Origin of the sequence: Kitasatospora misakiensis (genome assembly GCF_042656005.1) — a bacterium.
Classification (GTDB): domain Bacteria; phylum Actinomycetota; class Actinomycetes; order Streptomycetales; family Streptomycetaceae; genus Kitasatospora; species Kitasatospora misakiensis.
This window is the reverse complement of record NZ_JBHSOF010000001.1, coordinates 412,855-435,399: the sequence shown is the minus strand read 5'-3', so window position 1 is coordinate 435,399 and position 22,545 is coordinate 412,855. Positions and strand designations below refer to the sequence as shown.

At 71.7% G+C, this 22,545-nt stretch carries 12 protein-coding genes; 10 read left to right on the top strand and 2 right to left on the bottom strand.

Annotation, left to right across the window (positions count from 1 at the left end):
- Positions 1–2: 2 nt before the first annotated feature.
- Positions 3–2,849 carry a glycoside hydrolase family 3 C-terminal domain-containing protein gene (locus ACFP3U_RS01705; RefSeq protein ID WP_380223254.1) on the bottom strand — a complete coding sequence of 949 codons (2,847 nt, stop codon included), beginning with the start codon at positions 2,847–2,849 and terminating at the stop codon, positions 3–5.
- Between the two features lie 229 nt (positions 2,850–3,078).
- Here ACFP3U_RS01705 and ACFP3U_RS01700 point away from each other — a divergent pair, with 229 nt between their 5' ends.
- The 10 genes from ACFP3U_RS01700 (at position 3,079) to ACFP3U_RS01655 (ending at position 21,307) form a co-directional block, all read left to right on the top strand.
- On the top strand, positions 3,079–4,749 hold the full coding sequence (locus ACFP3U_RS01700; RefSeq protein ID WP_380223253.1) for an ABC transporter substrate-binding protein: 1,671 nt from the start codon (positions 3,079–3,081) through the stop codon (positions 4,747–4,749).
- Complete coding sequence (locus tag ACFP3U_RS01695) at positions 4,746–5,720, top strand: ABC transporter permease (protein ID WP_380223252.1); 975 nt, start codon at positions 4,746–4,748, stop codon at positions 5,718–5,720. Before ACFP3U_RS01700 ends, ACFP3U_RS01695 begins: the two co-directional genes overlap by 4 nt.
- A complete protein-coding gene (locus tag ACFP3U_RS01690) occupies positions 5,717–6,691 on the top strand; it encodes a carbohydrate ABC transporter permease (protein ID WP_380223251.1) in 975 nt (324 codons plus the stop codon). Before ACFP3U_RS01695 ends, ACFP3U_RS01690 begins: the two co-directional genes overlap by 4 nt.
- Positions 6,692–6,794: 103 nt before the next feature.
- Positions 6,795–7,823 (top strand): LacI family DNA-binding transcriptional regulator, encoded by a 1,029-nt coding sequence (locus ACFP3U_RS01685; protein ID WP_380223250.1) that lies wholly within the window; start codon positions 6,795–6,797, stop codon positions 7,821–7,823.
- A 27-nt stretch (positions 7,824–7,850) separates the two neighbouring features.
- Complete coding sequence (locus ACFP3U_RS01680) at positions 7,851–9,836, top strand: beta-galactosidase (RefSeq protein ID WP_380223249.1); 1,986 nt, start codon at positions 7,851–7,853, stop codon at positions 9,834–9,836.
- A gap of 75 nt (positions 9,837–9,911) precedes the next feature.
- Positions 9,912–12,056 carry an alpha-galactosidase gene (locus ACFP3U_RS01675; protein ID WP_380223248.1) on the top strand — a complete coding sequence of 715 codons (2,145 nt, stop codon included), beginning with the start codon at positions 9,912–9,914 and terminating at the stop codon, positions 12,054–12,056.
- Between the two features lie 162 nt (positions 12,057–12,218).
- Positions 12,219–14,006, top strand: coding sequence for a cellulose binding domain-containing protein (locus tag ACFP3U_RS01670; RefSeq protein ID WP_380223247.1), 1,788 nt, complete (start codon positions 12,219–12,221; stop codon positions 14,004–14,006).
- Positions 14,007–14,093: 87 nt separating this feature from the next.
- On the top strand, positions 14,094–15,602 hold the full coding sequence (locus ACFP3U_RS01665) for a glycoside hydrolase family 43 protein (protein WP_380223246.1): 1,509 nt from the start codon (positions 14,094–14,096) through the stop codon (positions 15,600–15,602).
- A 74-nt stretch (positions 15,603–15,676) separates the two neighbouring features.
- Positions 15,677–17,428, top strand: a complete 1,752-nt coding sequence (locus ACFP3U_RS01660) for a cellulase family glycosylhydrolase (protein WP_380223245.1) — start codon at positions 15,677–15,679, stop codon at positions 17,426–17,428.
- A 42-nt stretch (positions 17,429–17,470) separates the two neighbouring features.
- Entirely contained in the window at positions 17,471–21,307 is a 3,837-nt protein-coding gene (locus tag ACFP3U_RS01655; protein ID WP_380223244.1) for a beta-galactosidase, read from the top strand.
- A gap of 127 nt (positions 21,308–21,434) precedes the next feature.
- Here ACFP3U_RS01655 and ACFP3U_RS01650 read toward each other — a convergent pair whose 3' ends face one another.
- Entirely contained in the window at positions 21,435–22,523 is a 1,089-nt protein-coding gene (locus tag ACFP3U_RS01650) for an aldose epimerase family protein (protein WP_380223243.1), read from the bottom strand.
- Between the last annotated feature and the right edge of the window lie 22 nt (positions 22,524–22,545).

The window sequence follows — 22,545 nt, the reverse complement described above, 5'->3', positions numbered from 1 at the left end:
CCTCAGCGCGCCGCGCCGAAGCGGAAGGCGGTGAGCCGGAAGTCGCCGTGCAGGGTCACGGCCAGGTCGTGGACGCCGTCGAGCGGGGCGGCGAGCTCCGCGGTGAGGGGCGTCCAGGTGTAGCGGTCCCCGGTCACGGGCACCTCGATCTCGGCCAGCAGCTGCTCGCCCGCCCGCAGCTCGACCCGGGCCGGGTCCGATCCGGCGTCCACGCGGGAGGTCTCGACCTCGATCCACGCGGCTCCGGAGAGGTCGGTGTCCCGGAAGAGCAGCGTCGCCGGCTGGGCGGGCTCGGTGGGCGTGACCGCGTCGCCGTGGGTGCGGCCGGCGTCGACGATGGTGACGTCCTCGTAGTCGTCGAAGTCGACGGCCAGGATCCGGTGTCCGACGGCCGCCCGGGGCGCGGCGGCGTCGCCGGTCACGGTGAGCGGCGCGGTGAGCACCGGGTCCTCGGCGCAGCGGGCGACGATCACCTCGTGGGCGCCGGGCGCGACGGTGAAGGCACCGGTGGCGACGTCCCAGTGGGCGAGCTGCTCGGCGGTCACCCGGAACGTCAGCTCCCGGGCCTCCCCCGGCTCCAGCCGGACCTTCCGGAAGTCCGCCAGGCGCAGCCGGGGCGCCTCGTAGCGGGCGCCCAGGGCCCGCAGGTAGACCTGGACGACCTCGCTGCCGGTCCGCGGCCCGGTGTTCTCCAGGGTCACGGTGACGTCGACCGAGCCGTCCTGGCCGATCGACGGCTGCGACAGGCTCAGGTCGCGGTAGGAGAAGGCGGTGTACGAGAGCCCGTGCCCGAAGGGGTAGAGCGGGGCGGCCCGGTGGTACTGGTAGGTCCAGCCCGCCTTGATGATGTCGTAGTCCAGCGGGGCGGGCAGCGGGTCGTCGCCCCGGTACCAGGTCTGCGGCAGCCGGCCGGCGGGCTCGGCCTCGCCGAGCAGCACGGCGGCCAGCGCGTGTCCTGTTTCCTGCCCGCCGTGGGAGGTCCACACCACGGCGGGCAGGTGCTCGTCGGCCCAGTCGAGGGCGTAGGGGTAGCTGCTCATCACGACCAGGGCGGTGTTCGGGCGGACGGCCGCGACGGCGCGCAGCAGTTCCTCCTGGCCCTCGGGCAGGTCGATGTCGGCGCGGTCCTCGGTCTCGCGGCCGTTGATCATCGGGTGGTTGCCGAGGACGACGACCGCGACGTCCGCGGTCTCGGCGGCGGCCCGGGCCTCGGCCCGGCCGTCGCGGACCAGCTCGCGCTGGAAGTGCTCGGCGTCGGCCGCGGTCTCGGCGGTGACGGTCACCCGGCCGTCGTTCGGGTCCACGGCGGCGTAGCGGCCGTTGAACACGCAGCGGAGCAGGACGGTGTCCGGGCCGGCCGGTTCGAGCCGGAAGGTCTCCTTGACGAACCAGCTCTTGATGATGTCCTGGTCGGCGGCGAGGGCGTCGTCGTCCTGGAGGCTCAGGTAGTGGCCGGTGTCGGCGTCGCGCAGCGTGCTGGCGCCGCCGCCCCAGTCGGTCACGTCGAAGGCGGTCTTGGCGAGCAGCTCGCCGGTGGTGCGCGAGCGCAGGGTGATCCGGTCGGAGCCGTCCACCCGGACCACCTCGCCGCCCTGCGCGTCGACGGCGGCGGCCAGTCCGGAGGCGATGCCCACCTGGTACGGCATGGTGCCGCTGTACCAGTCCTCGAAGAGCGTGTCGGCGAGCGGGCCGATGACGGCGATCCGCTTCGTACGGGCCGGGTCGAGCGGGAGCACGCCGTCGTTCTTGAGCAGGACGGTCGACTCGATCGCGGCCTGCCGGGCCAGCGCCCGGTGCTCGGGGCTGTCGATGACCTCCGGGCCGGTGCCGGCGTAGGGGTCCAGCTCGGGGTCGAACTCGCCGAGCCGGAAGCGCAGTTCCAGCTGCCGATGGACGGCGCGGTCCACGTCGGCCTGGTCGATCAGGCCGCGCTCCAGCGCCTCCCGCAGCCGGCCGACGACCGTCTCGCTGTCCTCGCCGTGGTCGGTGAAGCTGTCGATGCCGGCCTTGAGCGCCGCCCCGTGGCCCTCGGCGTGGTCGTCGAAGTAGAACTCCATCTCGACCAGGTTGGAGGGGGCCTCGGCGTCGCTGACCACGAACAGCTCGTGGCCGGTCGGCCGGGCCCAGCGGCGCAGCTCGTCCTCGATCAGCGGACTCACGTGGCAGGGGCGGCCGTTGACCAGGTTGTAGGCGGCCATCGCGCCGGTCACGGCGCCGGAGGCGACGACGGGGCGGAAGGCGGCCAGGTCGTACTCGTGGAGGACCCGCGGGCGCAGCCCGGAGGAGGTGGTGCAGCGGTCGTCCTCGTTGTTGTAGGCGAGGAAGTGCTTGATCACCGGGGCGGTCCGCAGGTAGGTCGGGTGCTCGCCGGCGAGTCCCTTGCAGAACGCCTCGCCGACCCGCGCGGTGTGCACCGGGTCCTCGGAGTAGGCCTCCTCGTTGCGCCCCCAGCGCGGGTCGCGCAGCAGGTTGAGCACGGGGGCCCAGGCCTGGAGCGAGTTGGCGCCGCGCTCGGGGCTGCCGATGGCCGGCGGGCGGTGGTAGTGGAAGGCCCGCAGCTCGGTCGAGACCGCCTCGGCGACCCGGCGCACGAGGTCCTCGTCCCAGCTGGCGCCGAGGCCGACGGCCTGCGGGAAGACGGTCGCCACGCCGAGCCAGGAGACGCCGTGCAGGCCCTCGCTGCCGGTGCGGAAGGCGGCGACGCCGAGGCGCGGCACGGCCGGCGAGTACTGGTGCAGCATCGCGAGCCGTTCCTCGGGCGTGAGCCGGTCGAGCAGGTCGTCGACACGCTTGCGCAGCGGGAGCGCGGGATCACGGAAAACGGGCAGGTCGGCTGCGGAAACGGGCACGGAACTCACGTGTAATACCCCTCGGGCGGGATGGGCGCGGTGGTCGTTCGTCGAAGCGCTTCGACGCTGACACGCTCCTGTGGCCGTGTCAACACCCCAGGACACAAACGATTTTGCATTTGTTCATCCTCTTGCCCAACAGGAAACGCGTGGTTAGTCTCGCCGAAACATCCAAGCGCTTCGACGCTTCGACGCTTCAACGGAGAGGCCACCCACCATGAGATCCGGGTTGAACCGCAGGAGCTTCCTGAGCACCGCCGCCACGGTCGCGGGCGCAGCCGCCATGGCTCCCATCCTGTCCGCCTGCGGCGGCGGCTCGACCAAGAAGGCCGCTCTGAACTCCACGGAGGGCCTCAAGGCGGCCCTGCCGGCCTACGTGCCGAACGCCAACGCGGTCAAGCCGGACATAGCCCCCGTCCAGGGCGGCCCCGGTGCCGCGACCGACCCCGCCTACCTCTCCTACCCGACCTCCCCGCCCACCAGCGTCTCCGGCATACCGGGCAAGGGCGGCAGCTACACCGCGGTCACGCCGCTGTGGGGCACCAACCCGCCGGTCGACAACTCCTTCTACCAGGCGATGAACAAGGCCCTCGGGGTCGAGCTGACCATCAAGCCGGCCGACGGGAACAACTACAACACCATCGTCCCGACGATGACCGCCGCCAAGAAGCTGCCGGACTGGATCACCCTGCCGACCTGGTGGAACCCCAACTTCAACCTCGGCGGCCTGACCGGCACCCAGCTCGCGGACCTCACCCCGTACCTGTCCGGCGACAAGATCAAGAAGTACCCGAACCTGGCCGCCCTCCCCACCGGTGCCTGGCAGGTCGGGGCCTGGGGCGACAAGCTCTACGGGATCCCCTCCTTCTCCACCAACTTCGCCATCTCCGGCTGCACCTTCTACCGCCGGGACATCCTCGAAGCCCGGGGCATCACGGCCGACCAGGTCAAGTCCGCCGACGACCTGATGAACCTCGGCAAGGAGCTGACCGACGCCAAGCGCGGCGTGTGGGCCTTCGAGGACGTGTGGACCTACCTCTACACGGCCTGGGGCGGTCCGCTGAAGTGGAAGGTCGACGGCAGCGGCAAGCTGGTCCACCTCTTCGAGACCCAGGAGTTCCTGGAGGCCCTCGACTGGCACAACCGCCTGGCCGGCGCCGGCTACGTGCACCCCGACGCGCTGGCGGGCGACGAGAAGGGCGGCACCCGCTTCTTCAGCGGCAAGTCGCTCATCTCGGGCGGCGGAACGGGCGCCTGGAACCTGGCCGACCACCAGTCCGGCATCGCCGCGGACCCGAACTACCGGCGCGGCGCCTTCAACACCATCACCCACGACGGCAAGGGCACGCCCGCCATCTACATGGGCGCCTCCACCGGCATCATCAGCTACCTCAACGCCAACCTGAAGCCCGAGCAGATCGAGGAGCTCCTCTCGGTCGCGAACTACCTCGCGGCCCCCTACGGCACCGCCGAGTACACCCTGATCAACTTCGGTGTCGAGGGCGTCCACCACAACCGGGAGAACGGGGTGCCGACCTTCACCGAGGAGGGCAAGAAGGACGTCCAGGCGCAGACCTTCCCGTTCCTGACCGCCCCCTCCGCGGTGATCAGCAACCCCGGCGGCGACCAGGTCACCCAGGACTACGCGGCCTGGCAGGGCGCCAACGTCAAGTACCTCACCAAGCCGATCTTCTGGGGCATGAACTACAGCATGCCGCCGTCCATCGCCGCGGCCGAGGCGGCACAGAGCGTCTCCGACACCGTCAAGGAGTGCTACCGCGGCAAGAAGAAGGTCTCCGAGGTCCAGGACGTCATCTCCAGCTGGCGGTCCGGCCCCGGGGAGCGGCTCAAGGCGTGGATGACCGAGAACGTCCTCAACAAGTACGGCACGGGCCAGTGAGCACGGCGCAGCAGGAGCGCCCCGCCAAGCCCGTCAAACCGGCCAAACCCGCCAAGCCGGCCGAGCTCAACTGGCGGGTGAGGCTGCGGCGCGACAAGTCCCTCCTGCTGATGACGGTCCCCGCGGTCGTCCTGCTCCTGGTGTTCAACTACGCGCCGCTGTTCGGCATCGTCACCGCCTTCCAGGAGTACGACCCGCTGGTCGGGGTCTGGCAGAGCGAATGGGTCGGCTTCGACCAGTTCCAGCAGCTGTTCGGCGACCCGGCCTTCTGGGACTCGCTGAAGAACACCCTGTACCTCAGCTTCGTCCAGCTGATCCTCTTCTTCCCGATCCCGATCGCGCTGGCCCTGCTGCTCAACTCGGTGATCAGCGAGCGGATCCGCAACTTCTTCCAGTCCGTGGTCTACCTGCCGCACTTCTTCTCCTGGGTGCTGGCCATCACGATCTTCCAGCAGATGCTCGGCGGCGCCGGCGTGCTCAACCAGTTCCTGCGCCAGCACGACATCAGCACCTGGGACATCATGACCAACCCGGACACCTTCGCGCTGCTGGTCACCTCCCAGGGCATCTGGAAGGAGGCCGGCTGGGGGATCATCGTCTTCCTCGCGGCGCTGAGCGCGATCAACAGCGAGCTGTACGAGGCCGCGGCCGCGGACGGCGCCGGGCGGATGCGGCGGATGTGGCACATCACGCTGCCGGGCCTGCGCGGGGTGATCGTGCTGATGCTGGTCCTGCGGCTCGGCAACGCCCTGTCCGTCGGGTTCGAGCAGTTCCTGATCCAACGCAACGCCGTCGGCCACGAGGCCGCCGACGTGCTGGACACCTTCTCCTTCTACTACGGCATCGCCACCGGCGGCTACAGCTACGGTGCGGCGGCCGGGCTCTTCAAGAGCGTGGTCTCCCTCCTGCTCATCTGGGGTGCCAACAAGCTGGCGCACGCCTTCGGCGAGGACGGGCTGTATCGCAAATGACCAACGCACTCACCATGGGTTCGCGGGGCGAGAAGCGCCGCGGGGCGGCAGCGGCCGCCCGACGCCGAGCACGCTCCGCCCGTCCACCCTGGGACGAGCCGCCGACCAAGCTCGGCCAGACCGCGAAGGGCCTCACGCTCGGCGGGACGCTGGCCGTCATCCTGGTCCCGCTCTGGATCATCGTGCTGACCAGCTTCTCCACCCCCGGGGCCGTCAACCGGGCCGGCGGCCTGGTGATCTGGCCGGACGGGCTGACCACCGAGACGTACCGCCAGATGCTCAGCGACTCGACGGTCGTCCGCGCCCTGATGGTGAGCCTCGGGGTCACCGTGGTCGGCACCGTGGTCTCCATGATCATCTCCGTCCTCTGCGCCTACGGCCTCTCCCGGTCCCGGTCGTTCGGACACCGCTTCATCCTGATGCTGCTGATCGTCACGATGTTCGTCAGCGGCGGCCTGATCCCCAGCTTCCTGGTGGTCACCGAGCTGGGCGGCTACGGCCAGTGGTGGTCGCTGATCCTGCCGAGCGCGGTCTCGGTCTTCAACATCCTGGTACTGCGCGCCTTCTACCAGGACACCTCCTCCGAACTCATCGACGCCGCCCGGATGGACGGCGCCGGGGAGTGGCGGATCCTGTGGTCCGTCGTCCTGCCGACCTCCCGGGCCGTCACCGCCGTCACCGCGCTGTTCTACGGGGTGGGCTACTGGAACTCCTTCTTCAACGTCATGCTCTACATGCCGACGGACAGTGAGAAGTGGCCGCTCCAGTACGTGCTGCTCACCTACGTCAACCGCGGCATCGGCCTGCCCGGCTCGGTCAACGCCGGCTTCGGGAGCACCCACGCGCAGACCGCCCCGCTGTCCCTGCAAATGGCGGTCGTGGTCCTCACCCTGGTACCACTGGTCATCGTGTACCCGTTCGTCCAGAAGCACCTGCGTGCCGGTGTCCTCACCGGTGCGATCAAGGGCTGAGCCGGACCGGGCACCCCAGACCGGGAGCGGCCCCGCGCGTGCGGCCTCCCCGCCGCGCGGCCGGGCCGCTCCCGACCGGAACCGACACGAAGGAAGCAGAGCGATGGTGACACTCGCCGATGTGGCCAGGCACGCCGGCGTCTCGTCCAGCACGGTCAGCTACGCCCTCAGCGGCAAGCGCCCGATCTCCGACGAGACCAGGATCCGCATCGAGCGGGCCATCTCGGACCTCGGCTACCACCCCAACGCGGGCGCCCGGGCCCTGGCCGGCAAGCGCTCGCACATCATCGCCCTGGTCGTGCCCCTCCACACCGAGGTGCACGTGCCCACCATGATGGAGATCGCCATCGCCGTCACCGTGGCGGCCCGCGAACACGGCTACGACGTCCTGCTGCTCACCAACGACGAAGGGCCCGAAGGGGTCCGCCGGGTCGCCGCCACCGGACTCGCCGACGGCGTCATCCTGATGGACGTCCGGCTGGACGACGAGCGCGTCCCGGTCCTGCGCGCCGAGGGGATACCGGCCGCGCTCATCGGCCTGCCCGACGACCCGGCCGGCCTCTCCTGCGTCGACCACGACTTCGCCAGCGCGGGCGCCCTGTGCGCCGACCACCTGGCCGACCTCGGCCACCGCGACATCGCCTTCATCGGCTACAGCAGCGGCGTCTACCGGCGCCACGCCGGCTACGCCGAGCGCACCCTGAACGGCTTCCGCGCCCGCGCCGAGCGGCGGGGACTGCGCGTCCTCCACCGGCCGTGCGAGGGCACCTACGAGAGCACCGCGGGCACCCTGGCCCGCATCCTCGCCGACCGCCCGGACACCACCGGGTTCGTCGTGCAGAACGAGACCGCGATCGGCCCGCTGCTGAGCCTGCTGCGCGCCAGCGGGCGGACCGTGCCGGAGGACGCCTCCGTCGTCGCCATCTGCCCCGACCCCCTGGCGGAGCAGCACTCGCCCCGGCTGACCTCCGTGACCAGCCCGAAGAAGGACCTCGGACAGGTCGCCGTCGACCAGGTCATGGCGAGGATCGCCGCGACCACCGCGGGCGACCGCCCGGCGGACCAACTGCTGCTGATGCCGCCGGAGCTGGTGGTCCGCGAGAGCACCGCCCCGGCTCCGCAGCGCATTTGACACCACTACCCGAAAGACGGTTCAGAGATGGACATCGGCCGGCTCACCGACCGCCTCGGCGGCCTCGCCTTCGGCGGGGACTACAACCCCGAGCAGTGGGACGCGGAGGTGTGGAAGCAGGACGACGAGCTGATGCGCCGGGCGCACGTCAACCTGGCCACCGTCGGCGTCTTCTCCTGGGCCCTGATGGAGCCCGAGGAGGGCCGCTACGACTTCGGCTGGCTCGACGCCCACATGGACCGGCTGCACGCGGCCGGCGTCGCCGTCGACCTGGCCACCCCCACCGCCTCCCCGCCGCCCTGGTTCACCCTGGCCCACCCGGACGCCCTGCCGGTCGGCCCCGACAGGGTCCGCCTGGTCCACGGCAGCCGGGACACCTACTGCGTCGTCGCCCCCGCCTACCGCCTGGCCGCCCGCCGGATCGCCGCCGCCCTCGCCGAACGCTACGGCGACCACCCGGCGCTCGCCCTGTGGCACGTGCACAACGAGTACGTCTCGCTCTGCCACTGCGACCACGCCGCCGCCGCCTTCCGGGTCTGGCTGCGCAACCGCCACGGCTCCCTGGACGCCCTCAACGCGGCCTGGGAGACGGCCTTCTGGAGCCAGCGCTACACCTCGTGGGAGCAGATCCTGCCGCCCCGCAAGAGCCAGTGGCACCGCAACCCCGGCCAGGCCCTGGACTACAGCCGCTTCTGGTCCGACGAGACCCTCGCCGCCTACCGCGAGCAGCGCGACGCGATCCGCGCGCACAGCGACCGCCCGGTGACCACCAACCTGATGCTGCCCGGCTACCAGAACCTGGACCTGTGGGCCTTCGCCCGCGAGGTCGACGTGGTCACGGTCAACCACTACCCGACCACACCCGGCATCGGCGCCGCCGCCCACGCCGCCTTCGACGCCGACCGGGCCCGCTCCTTCGCCGGCGGCGCCCCCTGGCTGCTGATGGAGTCGGGCACCAACACCGTCTACGCCGGCGGCCGCGTCCTGGCCAAGGAACCGGGCGACATCCTGCGCCACTCGCTCAGCCACATCGCCCGCGGCTCGGAGGGCGCGCTGTTCTTCCAGTGGCGCCAGTCCAAGGCCGGCGCCGAGCAGTGGCACTCGTCGATGGTCCCGCACGCCGGGCCGGACAGCCGCACCTTCCGCGAGGTCACGGCGACCGGCGAGGCCGTCGCCCGGCTCGGCGAGCTCGCCGGCTCCACCGTCCGGGCCGAGGTCGCCGTGCTGCACGACTCCGACGCCTGGTGGGCGATGAAGGTCGACGGACTCCCCTCGTCCGAGCTCGACTACCTCCCCGCGGTGCAGCGCGCCCACCGGGCCCTGTGGGACGCCGGCACGACGGTCGACTTCGCCCACCCCGAGCACGACCTGAGCCGCTACAAGGTCGTCATCGCCCCGGCGCTGTTCCTGCTCACCGACGCGGGCGCGGAGAACCTGCGCCGCTACGTCGAGGGCGGCGGCACCCTGCTCGTCCAGTACTTCAGCGGCCTCGTCGACGAGCGCCTGCACGCCCGGCTCGGCGGCTACCCGGCCGCCCCGCTGCGCGAGGCGCTGGGCATCCGGGTCGAGGAGCACCGACCGCTGCGGCAGGGCGAGGAGCTCGCGCTCTCCGACGGCTCGACGGCCGGCTCCTGGAGCGAGTCCCTGCGCACCGAGGGCGCCGAGGCGCTCGCCGCCTACACCCACGGCATGCTGGCCGGCAGCCCGGCGGTCACCCGCCACGGGTTCGGCTCCGGCCGGGGCTGGTACCTCTCCACCCGGATCGACGACGCCGGCTACACCGCGCTGGTCGGCCGCCTGCTCGCGGAGGCCGGGGTCGCCCCGGGCCTGCCGGGCCTGCCGGGCGGTGTCGAGACCGTCACCCGTCACGGGCAGGACGGCCGGAGCTGGCACGTGCTGATCAACCACGGCTCCGAGGCCGTGCCGTTGCCGCAGCCGGCCCACGACCTGATCACGGACGGCCTGCTGGAGCAGCTGCCGGCCGGCGGCTGCGCGGTCCTGCGCGCGTTCTGAGCGCGTTCTGACCGTGTTCTGAGCGCGTTCCGAAGTACTCCCCCGATCTCCCCCGCCCCACCGAGGAGGGCCGCCATGGCCGACCCGCACGAGAAGATCCACTGGGGCCACCACGGCCTGGAGCTGGAGATCGCACTGGGCGAGCACCGCACCCCCCGCCTGGTCCGCCTCGGCGCGCCGGGCGAGGGCCTCGGCGACCCGCGCCCGGCCGCCGCGCTGCCGCTGGTGGAGGTGACGACCGCCGGCCTCGGCCGCCACTGGTCGGGGCGGCACCTCATCGACACCACGCTCGGCGCGCGACTGCGCCACCGCTCCCACCGCTCGACCCGGGACGGCGACTGGCACGAGCTCACCGTCGAACTCCACGACCCGGAGACCGGCCTGACCGCCGAGCTGCTCCTCCGCTCCCCGGACGGTCTGCCGGTGCTGCGCAGCGAGGTGGTGCTGCGCAACGAGGGACCGGCGACGCTGCACCTGGAGTCGGTCGGCTCACTCGTGGCGGGCTGCCTCACCGGGGGCGGCCCGGCGGCGCTGGACGACGCCGAGCTGCTGTGGGCGGAGAACGACTGGTTCGCCGAATGCCGCTGGCAGCGCCGGCCGTTGCGGACGTCCTCGCCCGACCGCGGCGGCCGCTACCACTACCGGGCCGGCCGCAGCTCCCACGTCGTGGCCGGACAGGGCGTCTGGTCCAGTTGCGGACACCTGCCGATGGGCGGCCTGACGGACCGTGGGTCCGGCCGGACCTGGCTGTGGCAGATCGAGCACAACGGCGGTGGCTGGCGCTGGGAGTGCGGGGTGCGCGACGAGACGGCGTACGCGGCGCTGTACGGGCCCGAGGACGCCGATCACGGGTGGCGCCACCCCTTGGCGCCCGGCGCCGAGTTCCGCACCGTGCCGGTGTCCCTGGCGTACAGCGCGGAGGGCGGCCCCGACGGCGCCTTCGCCGCCCTCACCCGGTACCGCCGGGCCACCCGGCGGCCGCACGCCGACCTCTGCCGGCTGCCGGTCGTCTTCAACGACTACATGAACTGCCTGATGGGGGACCCCACCACCGCGAAGCTGCTGCCGCTGGTCGACGCCGCCGCCGAGGCCGGCGCGGAGTACTTCGTCATCGACGCCGGCTGGTACGCCGACGAGAACGAGAACTGGTGGGAGACCGTCGGCGCCTGGGAGCCGTCGACCTCCCGGTTCCCCGGGCCGGACGGGATCCACGAGGTCCTGGACCGGATCCGGGAGCGGGGGATGGTCCCCGGCCTGTGGCTGGAGCCGGAGGCGGTCGGGGTCTCCAGCCCGGTGGCCAAGTCCCTGCCGGAGGAGGCGTTCTTCCGCCGCGAGGGGCGACGCGTCGAGGAGGGCGGCGGCCGCCACCACCTGGACCTGCGCCACCCCGCCGCCCGCGCCCACCTGGACGGCGTGGTGGACCGCCTGGTCGGCGAGTGGGGGGTCGGCTACCTCAAGCTCGACCACAACACCGACCCGGGTGCCGGCACCAGCGCCCACCCCGGCGAGGCCCCGGCGGCCGGGCTGCTGGGCCACAACCGGGCCCAACTCGACTGGCTGGACGGCATCCTGGACCGGTACCCGGACCTGGTGATCGAGAACTGCGCCTCCGGCGGCATGCGGATGGACCACGCCCTGCTCTCCCGGCTCCAGTTGCAGTCCACCAGCGACCAGCAGGACCTGCTGCTCTACCCGCCCATCGCGGCGGCGGCCCCCACCGCCGTCACCCCCGAACAGGGCGCCGTCTGGGCGTACCCGCAGCCCGGGGACACCCTCGACGAGGTCGCCTTCACCATGGCCGGCGCCCTCCTCGGCCGCGTCCACCTCTCCGGCCGGCTCACCGAACTCGGGCCCGAGGCACGCGACCTGGTCCACGAGGCGGTGTCCGTGTACAAGGCCGTCCGCGCGGACCTGCCGCACGCCGTGCCCGCCTGGCCGCTCGGGCTCCCCGCCTGGGACGACCCGTGGATCGCCCTGGCCCTGCGCACACCGGCCACCACCTACCTCACCGTCTGGCGCCGCCCCGGAGCCGAGGCCGTCACGGAGCTCCACCTGCCCCACCTGCTCGGCGCCGAGGTCCGCGCCGAGGTGCTCTACCCGGCCTCCAGCCAGGCCGGCACCGTCTGGCGCCCGGACGGCGCCACGCTCACCCTGACCCTGCCGACCGCACCGTCCGCCGTCCTGCTCCGCCTCACCTGCACGGCGCCGGAGGGGAGTTGACGATTCCCCCGAGGAGCGCGCGCGCTCCGCCCGCAGACCCCGAACGGAGCATGTTTCGCGTCCGGTCCCGACATCACAAAGCCGCGTCGGGTCCGCCGTCCAGAGCGCGGGAGTTCGCACCCCACGGAACACCGCGCACCCCCACCCACCCTGGAGGGACGCATGAAAAGGTCAATCCGCCCCTGTCATGATCGCGCCATCGCGGTCGCCGCGGCGTTCGCGCTCGCGGTCTCCGGCGCCATCGCCGCGGTCGCGCCGACCGCCGCCGCCGCGCCGAGCGCCACCATCGCGAACTCCGCGTCGGTGTCGGTCGACGCCGCCCTGCAGCTCGCCACCATCCCCGCCACCGGCGTCGGCATCAACACCGCGGTCTTCGACGCCGCGATGAACGACTCCGCCACCCCCGGCCTGCTCCGCGACGCCGGCATGGGTGCCGTCCGCTACCCCGGCGGCAGCCACTCCGACCACTACCACTGGAAGACCGGCACCGCCGAAGGCGGTGCGTACGTCGCCCCGAACACCGGCTTCGACGCCTTCATGGGCACCATGCGCGCCGCCGGCACCCAGCCGATCATCACCGTGAACTACGGCTCCGGCACCCCCCAGGAGGCCGCCGACTGGGTCCGGTACGCCAACCTCACCAAGGGCTTCGGCATCAAGTACTGGGAGGTCGGCAACGAGGTCTACGGCAACGGGCTGTACAGCAACGGCAACGGCTGGGAGTACGACACCCACAGCAGCAAGACCGCCACGACCTACGCGACCAACCTGGTGCAGTACATCGACGCGATGAAGGCGGTCGACCCGACCGTCAAGATCGGCGCCGTGCTCACCACCCCCGGCAGCTGGCCGGACGGCATCGTCGGCCCGGGCGACACCATGGACTGGAACCACACGGTCATGTCGATCGCCGGCTCGAAGATCGACTTCACGATCGTACACACCTACCCCGCCGGCACCAGCCAGGCCGACCTGCTCACCAGGCCGCAGACCGAGATCCCGCAGATCGCCGGCGCCCTGCGCTCGCTGATCAACCAGTACGCCGGGACCAACGCCCCCAACGTCGGCATCGCGGTGACCGAGGCCAACACCACCACCTACCGGGACACCTCGCCGAACGGGCTGTTCGCGCCGGACACGTTCCTCACCTGGATGGAGAACGGCGCGTTCAACGTCGACTGGTGGGCCCTCCACAACGGCGTCGACTGCACCAACCTGACCCAGGTCGAGGGCGCCACCGAGTACAACGACTACGGGATCGTCTCCAGCGGAGCCAGCTGCGAGCCGCCCGCCAACACCCCCTTCCCCGCCTACTACGGCACCGCGATGGTCGGCAAGCTGGGGAAGCCCGGTGACACCCTGGTCAAGGCCGCCAGCTCGAACTCGCTGCTCACCGCGCACGCCGTCCGCCGCGCCAACGGCGACGTGGCCGTGATGCTGATCAACAAGGACCCGCGCAACGACGCCACGGTGAACCTCTCCTACACCGGGTTCACCGCCTCCTCCGCCACCCCGACGGTCTACTCGTACCTGAAGAACGGCCACTCGATCGGCACCGCGCAGAGCGGCAGCCCGACCACCCAGACCGTGCCCGCCTACGGCATCACGGTCGTCGAGATGCACCCGACCAGCGCGCCCTGCCGGGTCGTCTACAACAAGAACCAGTGGCCCGGCGGCATGGTCGGCAGCATCACCGTCGTCAACAACTCCCTCGGCCAGGTGAACGGCTGGGCGCTCGGTTTCAACTTCCCCGGCGACACCGCGATCACCAGCAGCTGGGACGCCACGGTGACGCAGAGCGGCCCCAGCGTCAACGCCGGGAACGTCTCCTACAACGCCTCGATCCCCCAAGGCGGAAGCGCCTCCTGGGGCTTCAAGGCCACCTGGTCCGGCAGTAACGCCAATCCGTCCGCCTTCTGGGTCAACGGCGCGGCCTGCGCGATCGGGTAGCCCGGACCGACCGGTGGTGCCCCGGGCCCGCACCGTCGGCCCGGGGCACCACCCCCGCACAACGAACCGCCGAAAGGAACCGACCACGTGTCAGACCAGCCCCAGCCCGGTGCCACCATCACCAACCCGGTGATCCCCGGCTTCCACCCCGACCCCAGCGTCTGCCGCGTGGGCGACGACTACTACCTCGCCTGCTCCAGCTTCGAGTACTTCCCCGGCATCCCGGTCTTCCACAGCCGCGACCTGGTGAACTGGACCCAGATCGGCAACGCCCTGGACCGGCCGAGCCAGCTGCACCTGGACCCCGACGTGCCCTCCTCCGCCGGGATCTACGCCCCGACCCTGCGCCACCACGACGGCCGCTTCTGGCTGATCGTCACCATCATCGGCGGCGGCGGCAACATGCTCTTCACCGCCACCGACCCGGCCGGCCCCTGGTCCGACCCGGTCCCGCTGCCCGGGGTGCCCGGCATCGACCCCGACCTCGCCTGGGACGAGGACGGCACCCTGTGGTGCACCGTCGCGGGCATCGCGCAGGTCCGTCTCGACCCGAACACCGGCGAGACCCTCGGCGAGCCGGAGCGGACCTGGTCCGGCGTCGGCGGCAAGGCCCCCGAGGCGCCGCACCTGTACCGGATCGGCGAGTACTGGTACCTGCTGATCGCCGAGGGCGGCACCGAGCGCGGGCACGGCGTGTCGATCGCCCGAGGCCGCACGCCCACCGGCCCGTTCGAGCCGTGCCCGGACAACCCGGTCCTCACCCACCGCAGCACCGACCACCCGATCCAGAACACCGGCCACGCGGACCTCGTGCAGGCCGCCGACGGCTCCTGGTGGATGGTGCTGCTCGGCGTCCGGCCGGGCGGCGGCACCCCCGGCTGGCACGTGATGGGGCGGGAGACCTTCCTCGCCCCGGTCGAGTGGGTCGACGACTGGCCGGTGGTCGGCCCGCTCTCCCTGGAACTGCCCGCGCCGGCCTGGCCGCTGCACCCCGTGCCCGCCGAGCCGGTCCGGGACGACTTCGAGCAGGCCGAACTGCACCCCCGGTGGATCTCGCTGCGCGAGCGCCCGGAGCGGCTGGTCACCACCAAGGAGCGCTCCGGCTGGCTCACCCTGCACGCCGCCGGCGCCTCCCCCGACGAGCCCGACCTGGTCTTCGTCGGCCGCCGCCAGCAGCACGTGGAGTGCTCGGCGCGCACCCTGATCGACCCCGCCGGCGGGCGCGGCGGCCTCGTCGTCCGGCTGGACGAGCGGCATCACTACGAGATCGAGGCCGGCGACGGCCGGGTGACGGTGTTCGCCCGGATCGGCCCGCTGCGCACCGAAGTGGCGTCCGCCCCGGTGCCGGCCGGTCCGGTGGTCCTCGGTGTCGAGACCGGCCCGCACCCGCCGGAGGACGCGCGGACCGCTCCCGACCTGGTCGTCCTCGGCTTCGAGCAGCCGGACGGCACCTTCACCGCGCTCGCCTCGCTCGACGGGCGCTACCTGTCCACCGAGGTGGCCGGCGGCTTCACCGGCCGGGTGATCGGCATGTACGCCGCGGCCGGCACCGTCCACTTCGACTGGTTCGACTACGCGCCGCAGTCGACCTCATGACCAAGACGTCATGACCACGACCTCATGACCACCTGTCAGGAATGCACCACCCGCACTCACGAGAGGGACGACACGTGAAGGACATACAGCAACCCGCCGAGCGCCGCGGCCGGGGCCCCGGCCGCCTGGCCGTCGTACTGACGGCGCTGACCGTCATGCTGGGCCTGTCCGGCGGCGCCGCGCTCGCCGCGCCCGACGAGCACCAGGGGTCGCGCCCGGCGGTCCGGGTTCCGGAGAACCCGATGGACGCCGTCGCGCGGATGCAGCCCAGCTGGAACCTCGGCAACACCCTGGACGCGATCCCGAACGAGTCGTCCTGGGGCAACGGCCAGACCACCAAGGCGACCTTCGAGACCCTCGCCGGCCAGGGCTTCCGCAGCGTCCGCATCCCGGTGAGCTGGAGCGACCACCAGTCGACCACCGCACCGTGGACCGTCGACGCCACCTACATGACCCGCGTCAAGCAGATCGTCGACTGGGCGCAGGCGAGCGGCCTGTACGTGGTGCTCAACGTCCACCACGACTCGTGGCAGTGGGTCAACAAGATGCCCACCGAGCACGACACCGTGGTCAACCGCTTCAACTCCACCTGGACGCAGATCTCCGCGGCGTTCAAGGACGAGCCGCGCACCCTGCTCTTCGAGGGCATCAACGAGCCGCAGTTCGACAACACCACGGACGCGCAGAAGCTGGAGCTGCTGAGGGAGCTCCAGGTCTCCTTCCACCAGGTCGTCCGCGCCTCGGGCGGGCTGAACGCGAAGCGCATGCTCGTCCTGACCACGCCGGCCGGCAGCGGCACGCAGGCCTACATGGACGACCTGTACAGCGTGATCCGTTCGCTGAACGACCGTCAGCTCGTGGCGACCGTGCACTACTACAGCTGGTACCCGTTCAGCGTGAACGTCGCGGGCGGCATCCTGTACGACGACGTCGCGCAGAAGGGCCTGGAGGAGACCTTCGGCGCCATGCACGACACCTTCGTCGCCAAGGGCATCCCGCTCTACGTCGGCGAGTACGGCCTGCTCGCGTACCCCGACCAGTTCCACCCCACCCGCATCGAGCGGGGCGAGGTGCTGAAGTACTACGAGCACGTGGGCTACGGGGCACGCAAGTACGGCGTCACCACCGCCCTGTGGGACCCGTTCTCCTACCTGAACCGCGACACCCTCAAGTGGCGTGACCAGGGCCTGTTCGACGTGATCAAGTCGAGCTGGACCACCCGTTCGGGCTCGACCTCCTTCGACAAGGTCTTCGTGCCGAAGTCCGGCCCGATCACCGCCAAGTCGCTCACCCTGAACCTCAACGGCCTCGCCTTCCGGGGCATCTGGCAGGGCGACACCAAGCTGGTCGCGGGACAGGACTACACCGTCTCCGGCAACCAGCTGACCTTCACCGCCAAGGCGCTCACCCGCCTGGCCGGCGACCGCGCCTACGGCGTCAACGCGACGCTCCAGGCCCGGTTCAGCCGCGGGCTGCCCTGGAGCATCGACGTCGTCAGCAACGACACCCCGGTGGTCTCGGACGCGGTCGGCACCAACGAGGCGTTCACCGTCCCCACCCAGTACCGGGGCAACGACCTGGCGACCATGCACTCCACCTACGCCGACGGCACCAACGCCGGCCCGACCAGCTGGACCCCGTACCAGGAGTTCAACCAGGCCTTCTCGCCGGACTACGCGAACGGCACGATCATCCTGACCCCCGCGTTCCTGGCCTCGCTCCGCGAGGGCGACACGGCGACGCTGGTCTTCCACTTCTACAGCGGCGAAACCGCGACGTACCACGTCAAGAAGACCGGCACCACGGTGACCGGAACGGTCGCCTGACCGGCAGTCACACCCCCGCCCAGCTCAGAAAAGGGACGACCCGTGAACGACCCCCAGGTGACCGCGCGCCCGCGCAGCCGTCGACTCGGCCGGACGACCGGCCTCGTGGTGGCCATGGTCACCGCCGGCAGCCTCGTCGGCGGCACCGCGACAGCCGCGACGGCCGCCCCGGCCGGATCGCAGTCGGCCACCGACAGCGTCCCGCGCAACGCGATGGACGCCGTGGCCGACATGCAGCCCAGCTGGAACCTCGGCAACACCCTGGACGCCATCCCCGACGAGACCTCCTGGGGCAACCCGCTGGCCAGCAAGGCCCTGTTCGAGCACCTCGTGGGCGAGGGCTTCAACAGCGTCCGCATCCCCGTCACCTGGTACACCCACCAGTCGACCACCGCCCCGTACACCATCGACCCGGTGTACATGAAGCGGGTCAAGCAGGTCGTCGACCTGGCCCTGGCCGAGGGCCTCTACGTCGAGCTCAACGTGCACCACGACTCCTGGCAGTGGATCGCCGACATCGCGACCGACCACGACAAGGTGCGCGCCCGGTTCGACGCGACCTGGCAGCAGATCGCCACCACCTTCAAGGACGAGCCCCGCAAGCTGCTCCTGGAGAGCGTCAACGAGCCGCAGTTCAACAACGCGACCGACGCCCAGAAGACCCAGTACATGAACGAGCTCAACACCTCGTTCCACTCCATCGTCCGCAAGTCCGGCGGCAAGAACAAGGACCGCCTGCTGGTCCTGCCGACCCAGGTCTGCACGCCGTCCCAGCCGCTGATGGACGACCTGGCGAAGACCATCGACTCGCTGCACGACCGCAACCTGGTCGCCACCGTGCACTACTACGGCTACTGGCCGTTCAGTGTGAACATCGCGGGCGAGACCACGTACTCCGAGAACTCCCGCAAGGACATGACCGAGGCCTTCGCCCGGATGCGCGACACCTTCGTCAAGAAGGGCATCCCGGTCTACCTGGGCGAGTACGGCCTGCTCAGCGAGCCGAACTCGGGCTACGTCGAGCACGGCGAGATGGAGAAGTACTACGAGGAGCTGGGCTACCAGATCCGTTCCAGCGGGGTCACCGGCGCGCTGTGGGACGACGCGAACTTCCTGAACCGGGCCGGCCTGGAGTGGCGCGACCCGGAGCTGATGGACGTCATCCAGCAGTCCTGGGAGACCCGCTCCGGCACCGCCTCCACCGACAACCTCTTCCTGCCGAAGTCCGGCGCCCTCCAGGACCGGACGATCGACCTCAACCCGAACGGCACCAAGCCGCTGACGGTCTGGCACGACAACACCCCGCTGCGCGACGGCCCCGACTACACCATCAAGGACAACAAGCTCACCCTGACGGCGGCCGCGCTCACCAAGCTGGCCGGCGACCGCGAGCTCGGCCTCAACGACACCGTGGAGATCTGGTTCTCCGAGGGCGTGCCGTGGCGGCTCAACGTGAACACCTCCGACAAGCCGGAGCTGTCGGACGCCACCGGGACCACCGCCGCGCTCACCGTCCCCACCAAGTTCAACGGTGACCTGCTGGCCACCCTGGAGGCCAAGTACGCCGACGGCACCAACGCCGGCCCGGCCAGCTGGACGGCGTTCCCGGGCTTCGGCGCCTCCTTCGCCCCGCAGTACGACGCCAACACCACCACGCTCAACGCCGAGTTCCTCAAGTCCCTCAAGGACGGCGTGCCGGCGACGCTCACCTTCCACTACTGGAGCGGCAGCCGGGGCCCTCACGTCTCCCGAGGTGCACCCATGGCCCCGCTGCCTCCGCGCGTCCTGTTCGGCGCCGCCTACTACCACGAGTACCAGCCGTACGAGCGGCTCAAGGAAGACCTCGATCTGATGGTCGCGGCGAGGTTCACCGTCATCCGGGTCGGCGAGTCCGTCTGGTCCACCTGGGAGCCGGAGAACGGCCGGTTCGATCTTGACTGGCTGGCCCCCGTCCTCGACGGCGCCCACGAGCGCGGCATCGCGGTCGTGCTCGGCACGCCCACCTACGCCGTGCCGCCGTGGCTCGCCCGGCAGTACCCGGAGATCGTCACCGACCGGGCGACGGGTCAGCGGATGGGCTGGGGCGCGCGCCAGGAGGCCGACTTCTCCCACCCCGCCTTCCGGTACCACGCCGAACGCGTCTCCCGGGCGATCCTCGACCGCTACGCCGCGCACCCGGCCGTCATCGGCTTCCAGGTCGACAACGAGCCCGGCCTGCGCCTGCCGCACAACAACGGCGTCTTCCAGCGCTTCGCCGACCACCTGCGCCACACCTACGGCGACGTGGAGAACCTCAACCGGGAGTGGGGCCTGGTCTACTGGTCGCACCGGCTCTCCACCTGGGCCGACCTGTGGCGGCCCGACGACAACCAGCAGCCGCAGTACGACATCGCGTGGCGGGCGTTCCAGGCCCGCCAGACCACCGAGTTCGTCGCCTGGCAGGCCGCGATCACCCGCGAGTACGCCCGCCCCGACCAGTTCGTCACCACCTGCCTCGCCTACAACCACCCCGCGCTGGAGGACGACGAGGCCACCGACGCCCTGGACGTCACCGCGGGCAACCCGTACTACGACATGCAGGACGCCCTCGCGCTGCCCGACCCGACGCCCGAGGACCACGAGCAGTGGTGGAAGACCAGCGGTGTCTGGGCCCTGTTCCAGAGCGCCGACCGGATCTTCTCCTCCCGCCAGGAGCCCTTCCTGGTCACCGAGACCAACGCCCAGGCCATCAGCGGCACTTCGGAGAACCGGCCCGCCTTCGACGGCCAGTGGCGGCAGGCCGCCTGGGCCCTCGTCTCGCGCGGCGCCCGGATGATCGAGTACTGGCACTGGCACACCCTGCACTTCGGCACCGAGACCTACTGGGGCGGCATCCTGCCGCACAGCGGCAAGCCCGGCCGGGTGTACGCCGAACTCGCCCGTCTGGGCGTCGAGTTCGAGACGGCGGGCGAGCTGGTCGCCGGGATCGAACCGGACGCCGACATCGCGATGGTGTACTCCATGCCGAGCAAGTGGCTGATGCAGAAGTACCCGCCGATCGCGAAGCCGGACGGCAGCGCGGACCCGGCCTCCTACCACCGGATCGTCGACCCGTTCTACCGCGGCGCCTTCGAGGCCGGCCGCCAGGTGCGGATCCTGCACGCCCGCCAGCTGCACGACGCCCGCGGCGAACGGAGCGGGCCGACGCCCGAGGAGGCCGCCCGGCGCCACCCCGTGCTGATGGTCCCCGGCCTCTACCTCGCCGAGGACTCGCTGCTGGACTGGCTGGTCGCCTACGCCGAGGCCGGCGGCCACCTCGTGCTCGGGCCCCGCACCGGCTACGCCGACCAGGAGGGGCGCGCGCGCCACGAGACCGCTCCGCCGCGCCTCGCGGCCGCCGCGGGCGCCTGGTACGACGAGTTCAGCAACCTGTCCTCGGACCTCCCGCTGCGCGCCGTCCCCGGCAGTCCGCTGGAGCTCCCGGCGGGCACCACCGCGACCCGGTGGGTCGAGGGCCTGACGGTCACCGACGCCACGGCGCTGGCCGGGTACGACCACCCGCACTTCGGCCGCTGGTCCGCCGTCACCACCCGCGCCCACGGCGCGGGCCGGGTGACCTGCGTCGGCGCGGTGCCCGGCCGCGACCTGGCCCGGGCCCTGGCCGCCTGGCTGGCGCCCACCCCGGTCAGCGGCTGGCGCGACCTGCCCCCGTCGGTCACCGTGGCCACCGGTACGGCCGCCGACGGGCGCCGCGTCCACGTGGTCCACAACTGGAGCTGGCAGCCCGCCCGGGCCCAGGCGCCGGTGGCCCTGACCAATGTGCTGGGCGGCGCCTCGGTGGCGGCCGGCGGGTCGGTCTCCCTCGGCGCCTGGGACGTCCGGGTCTTCGTCGCGGGGTAGGTCCGGTCCGGCCGCTCTCGCCGGGCGCGCGACGCCGGGCGAGGTCGGCCGGACAGGCCCCAACACAACGAGGGGCGGCGGGCCCCCTCCGGCCCACCGCCCCCGTCCTTCCCCGGCCGGGCCCCTACTACCCGGCCGAGAAGCGGTAGACCGTCATCGACCGGAACTGCTCGCCCGGGCGCAGGACGGTGGAGGGGTACTCGGGACGGTTGGGCGAGTCCGGGAAGTGCTGGGTCTCCAGCGCGACGCCCGCGTACTTCCGGTACGGGCGGCCGGAGCGGCCGGTCAGCGAGCCGTCGAAGTGGTTCCCGGTGTAGACCTGGATCCCCGGTTCCGTGGTGAAGCACTCGACGCTCCGGCCGCCGGCCGGGTGGCTCAGCACGGCGACCCGGCGGAAGCCGTGGCCGTCCAGCACCCAGTTGTGGTCGAAGCCGCCGCCGGCCCCGGCGATCTGCGGATGCCCGTCGACGACCCGCTCGCCGAGCACCGCCGCCTCGCGCAGGTCGAAGGGCGTGCCGGTGACGGGCTCGACCGGGCCGGTGGGGATCAGCTCCCCGTCGACGGGCAGGTAGCCCGGGGCGTCGACCCGCAGCGTGTGGTCGAGAACCGTCCCGCTGCCCTCGCCGGCCAGGTTGAAGTACGCGTGGTTGGTGAAGTTGACGACCGTCGGGGCGTCCGTGGTCGCCCGGTAGCCGATCCAGAGCTCACCGGCCGGGTCGAGCAGGTACGTCACCTCGACGGAGAGCTCCCCCGGGAACCCCTGGTCGCCGGTGGGGCTGCGCAGCCGCAGGGCCACGCCGACCCGCCGGCCCTCGCGGACCGGCGCGCCCTCCCAGAGCCTGGTGGCGAAACCGTCCGGGCCGCCGTGCAGGGTGTGGCCGGTCTCCTGGGTCGCCACCCGGTGGGTCGTCCCGTCCACCGGCACCGTGCCGTCGGCGATCCGGTTGGCGTAGCGGCCGACCGTCGCACCGAGGTAGGCGGCCTCGCCGAGCATCTCCTCGACGCCGTCGCAGCCGAGGACGACGTTCTCCCACCGTCCGTCGCGGTCCGGCGCGTACAGGGCCTGGAGGCGGGCGCCGAGGCTGAGCACCTCCGCGGTGACGCCCCGCGGGGAGCCGATGGTCCAGCGGGTGACCGGACGTCCGTCCGGCAGGGTCGCGGCGGTCTCCTGGGAGACCGTCAGTTCGCCCTCCGAGACGAGTGCGTCTCTCGGCACGGTACTCCTCCGTTCCTTCGGG

What these genes read in the sequence shown, in the direction of transcription:
- ACFP3U_RS01690 (WP_380223251.1), top strand. Translation starts at nt 5,717, where the DNA reads ATGACCAACGCACTCACCATGGGTTCGCGGGGCGAGAAGCGCCGCGGG.
- ACFP3U_RS01685 (WP_380223250.1), top strand. Translation starts at nt 6,795, where the DNA reads ATGGTGACACTCGCCGATGTGGCCAGGCACGCCGGCGTCTCGTCCAGC.
- ACFP3U_RS01680 (WP_380223249.1), top strand. Translation starts at nt 7,851, where the DNA reads ATGGACATCGGCCGGCTCACCGACCGCCTCGGCGGCCTCGCCTTCGGC.
- ACFP3U_RS01675 (WP_380223248.1), top strand. Translation starts at nt 9,912, where the DNA reads ATGGCCGACCCGCACGAGAAGATCCACTGGGGCCACCACGGCCTGGAG.
- ACFP3U_RS01670 (WP_380223247.1), top strand. Translation starts at nt 12,219, where the DNA reads ATGAAAAGGTCAATCCGCCCCTGTCATGATCGCGCCATCGCGGTCGCC.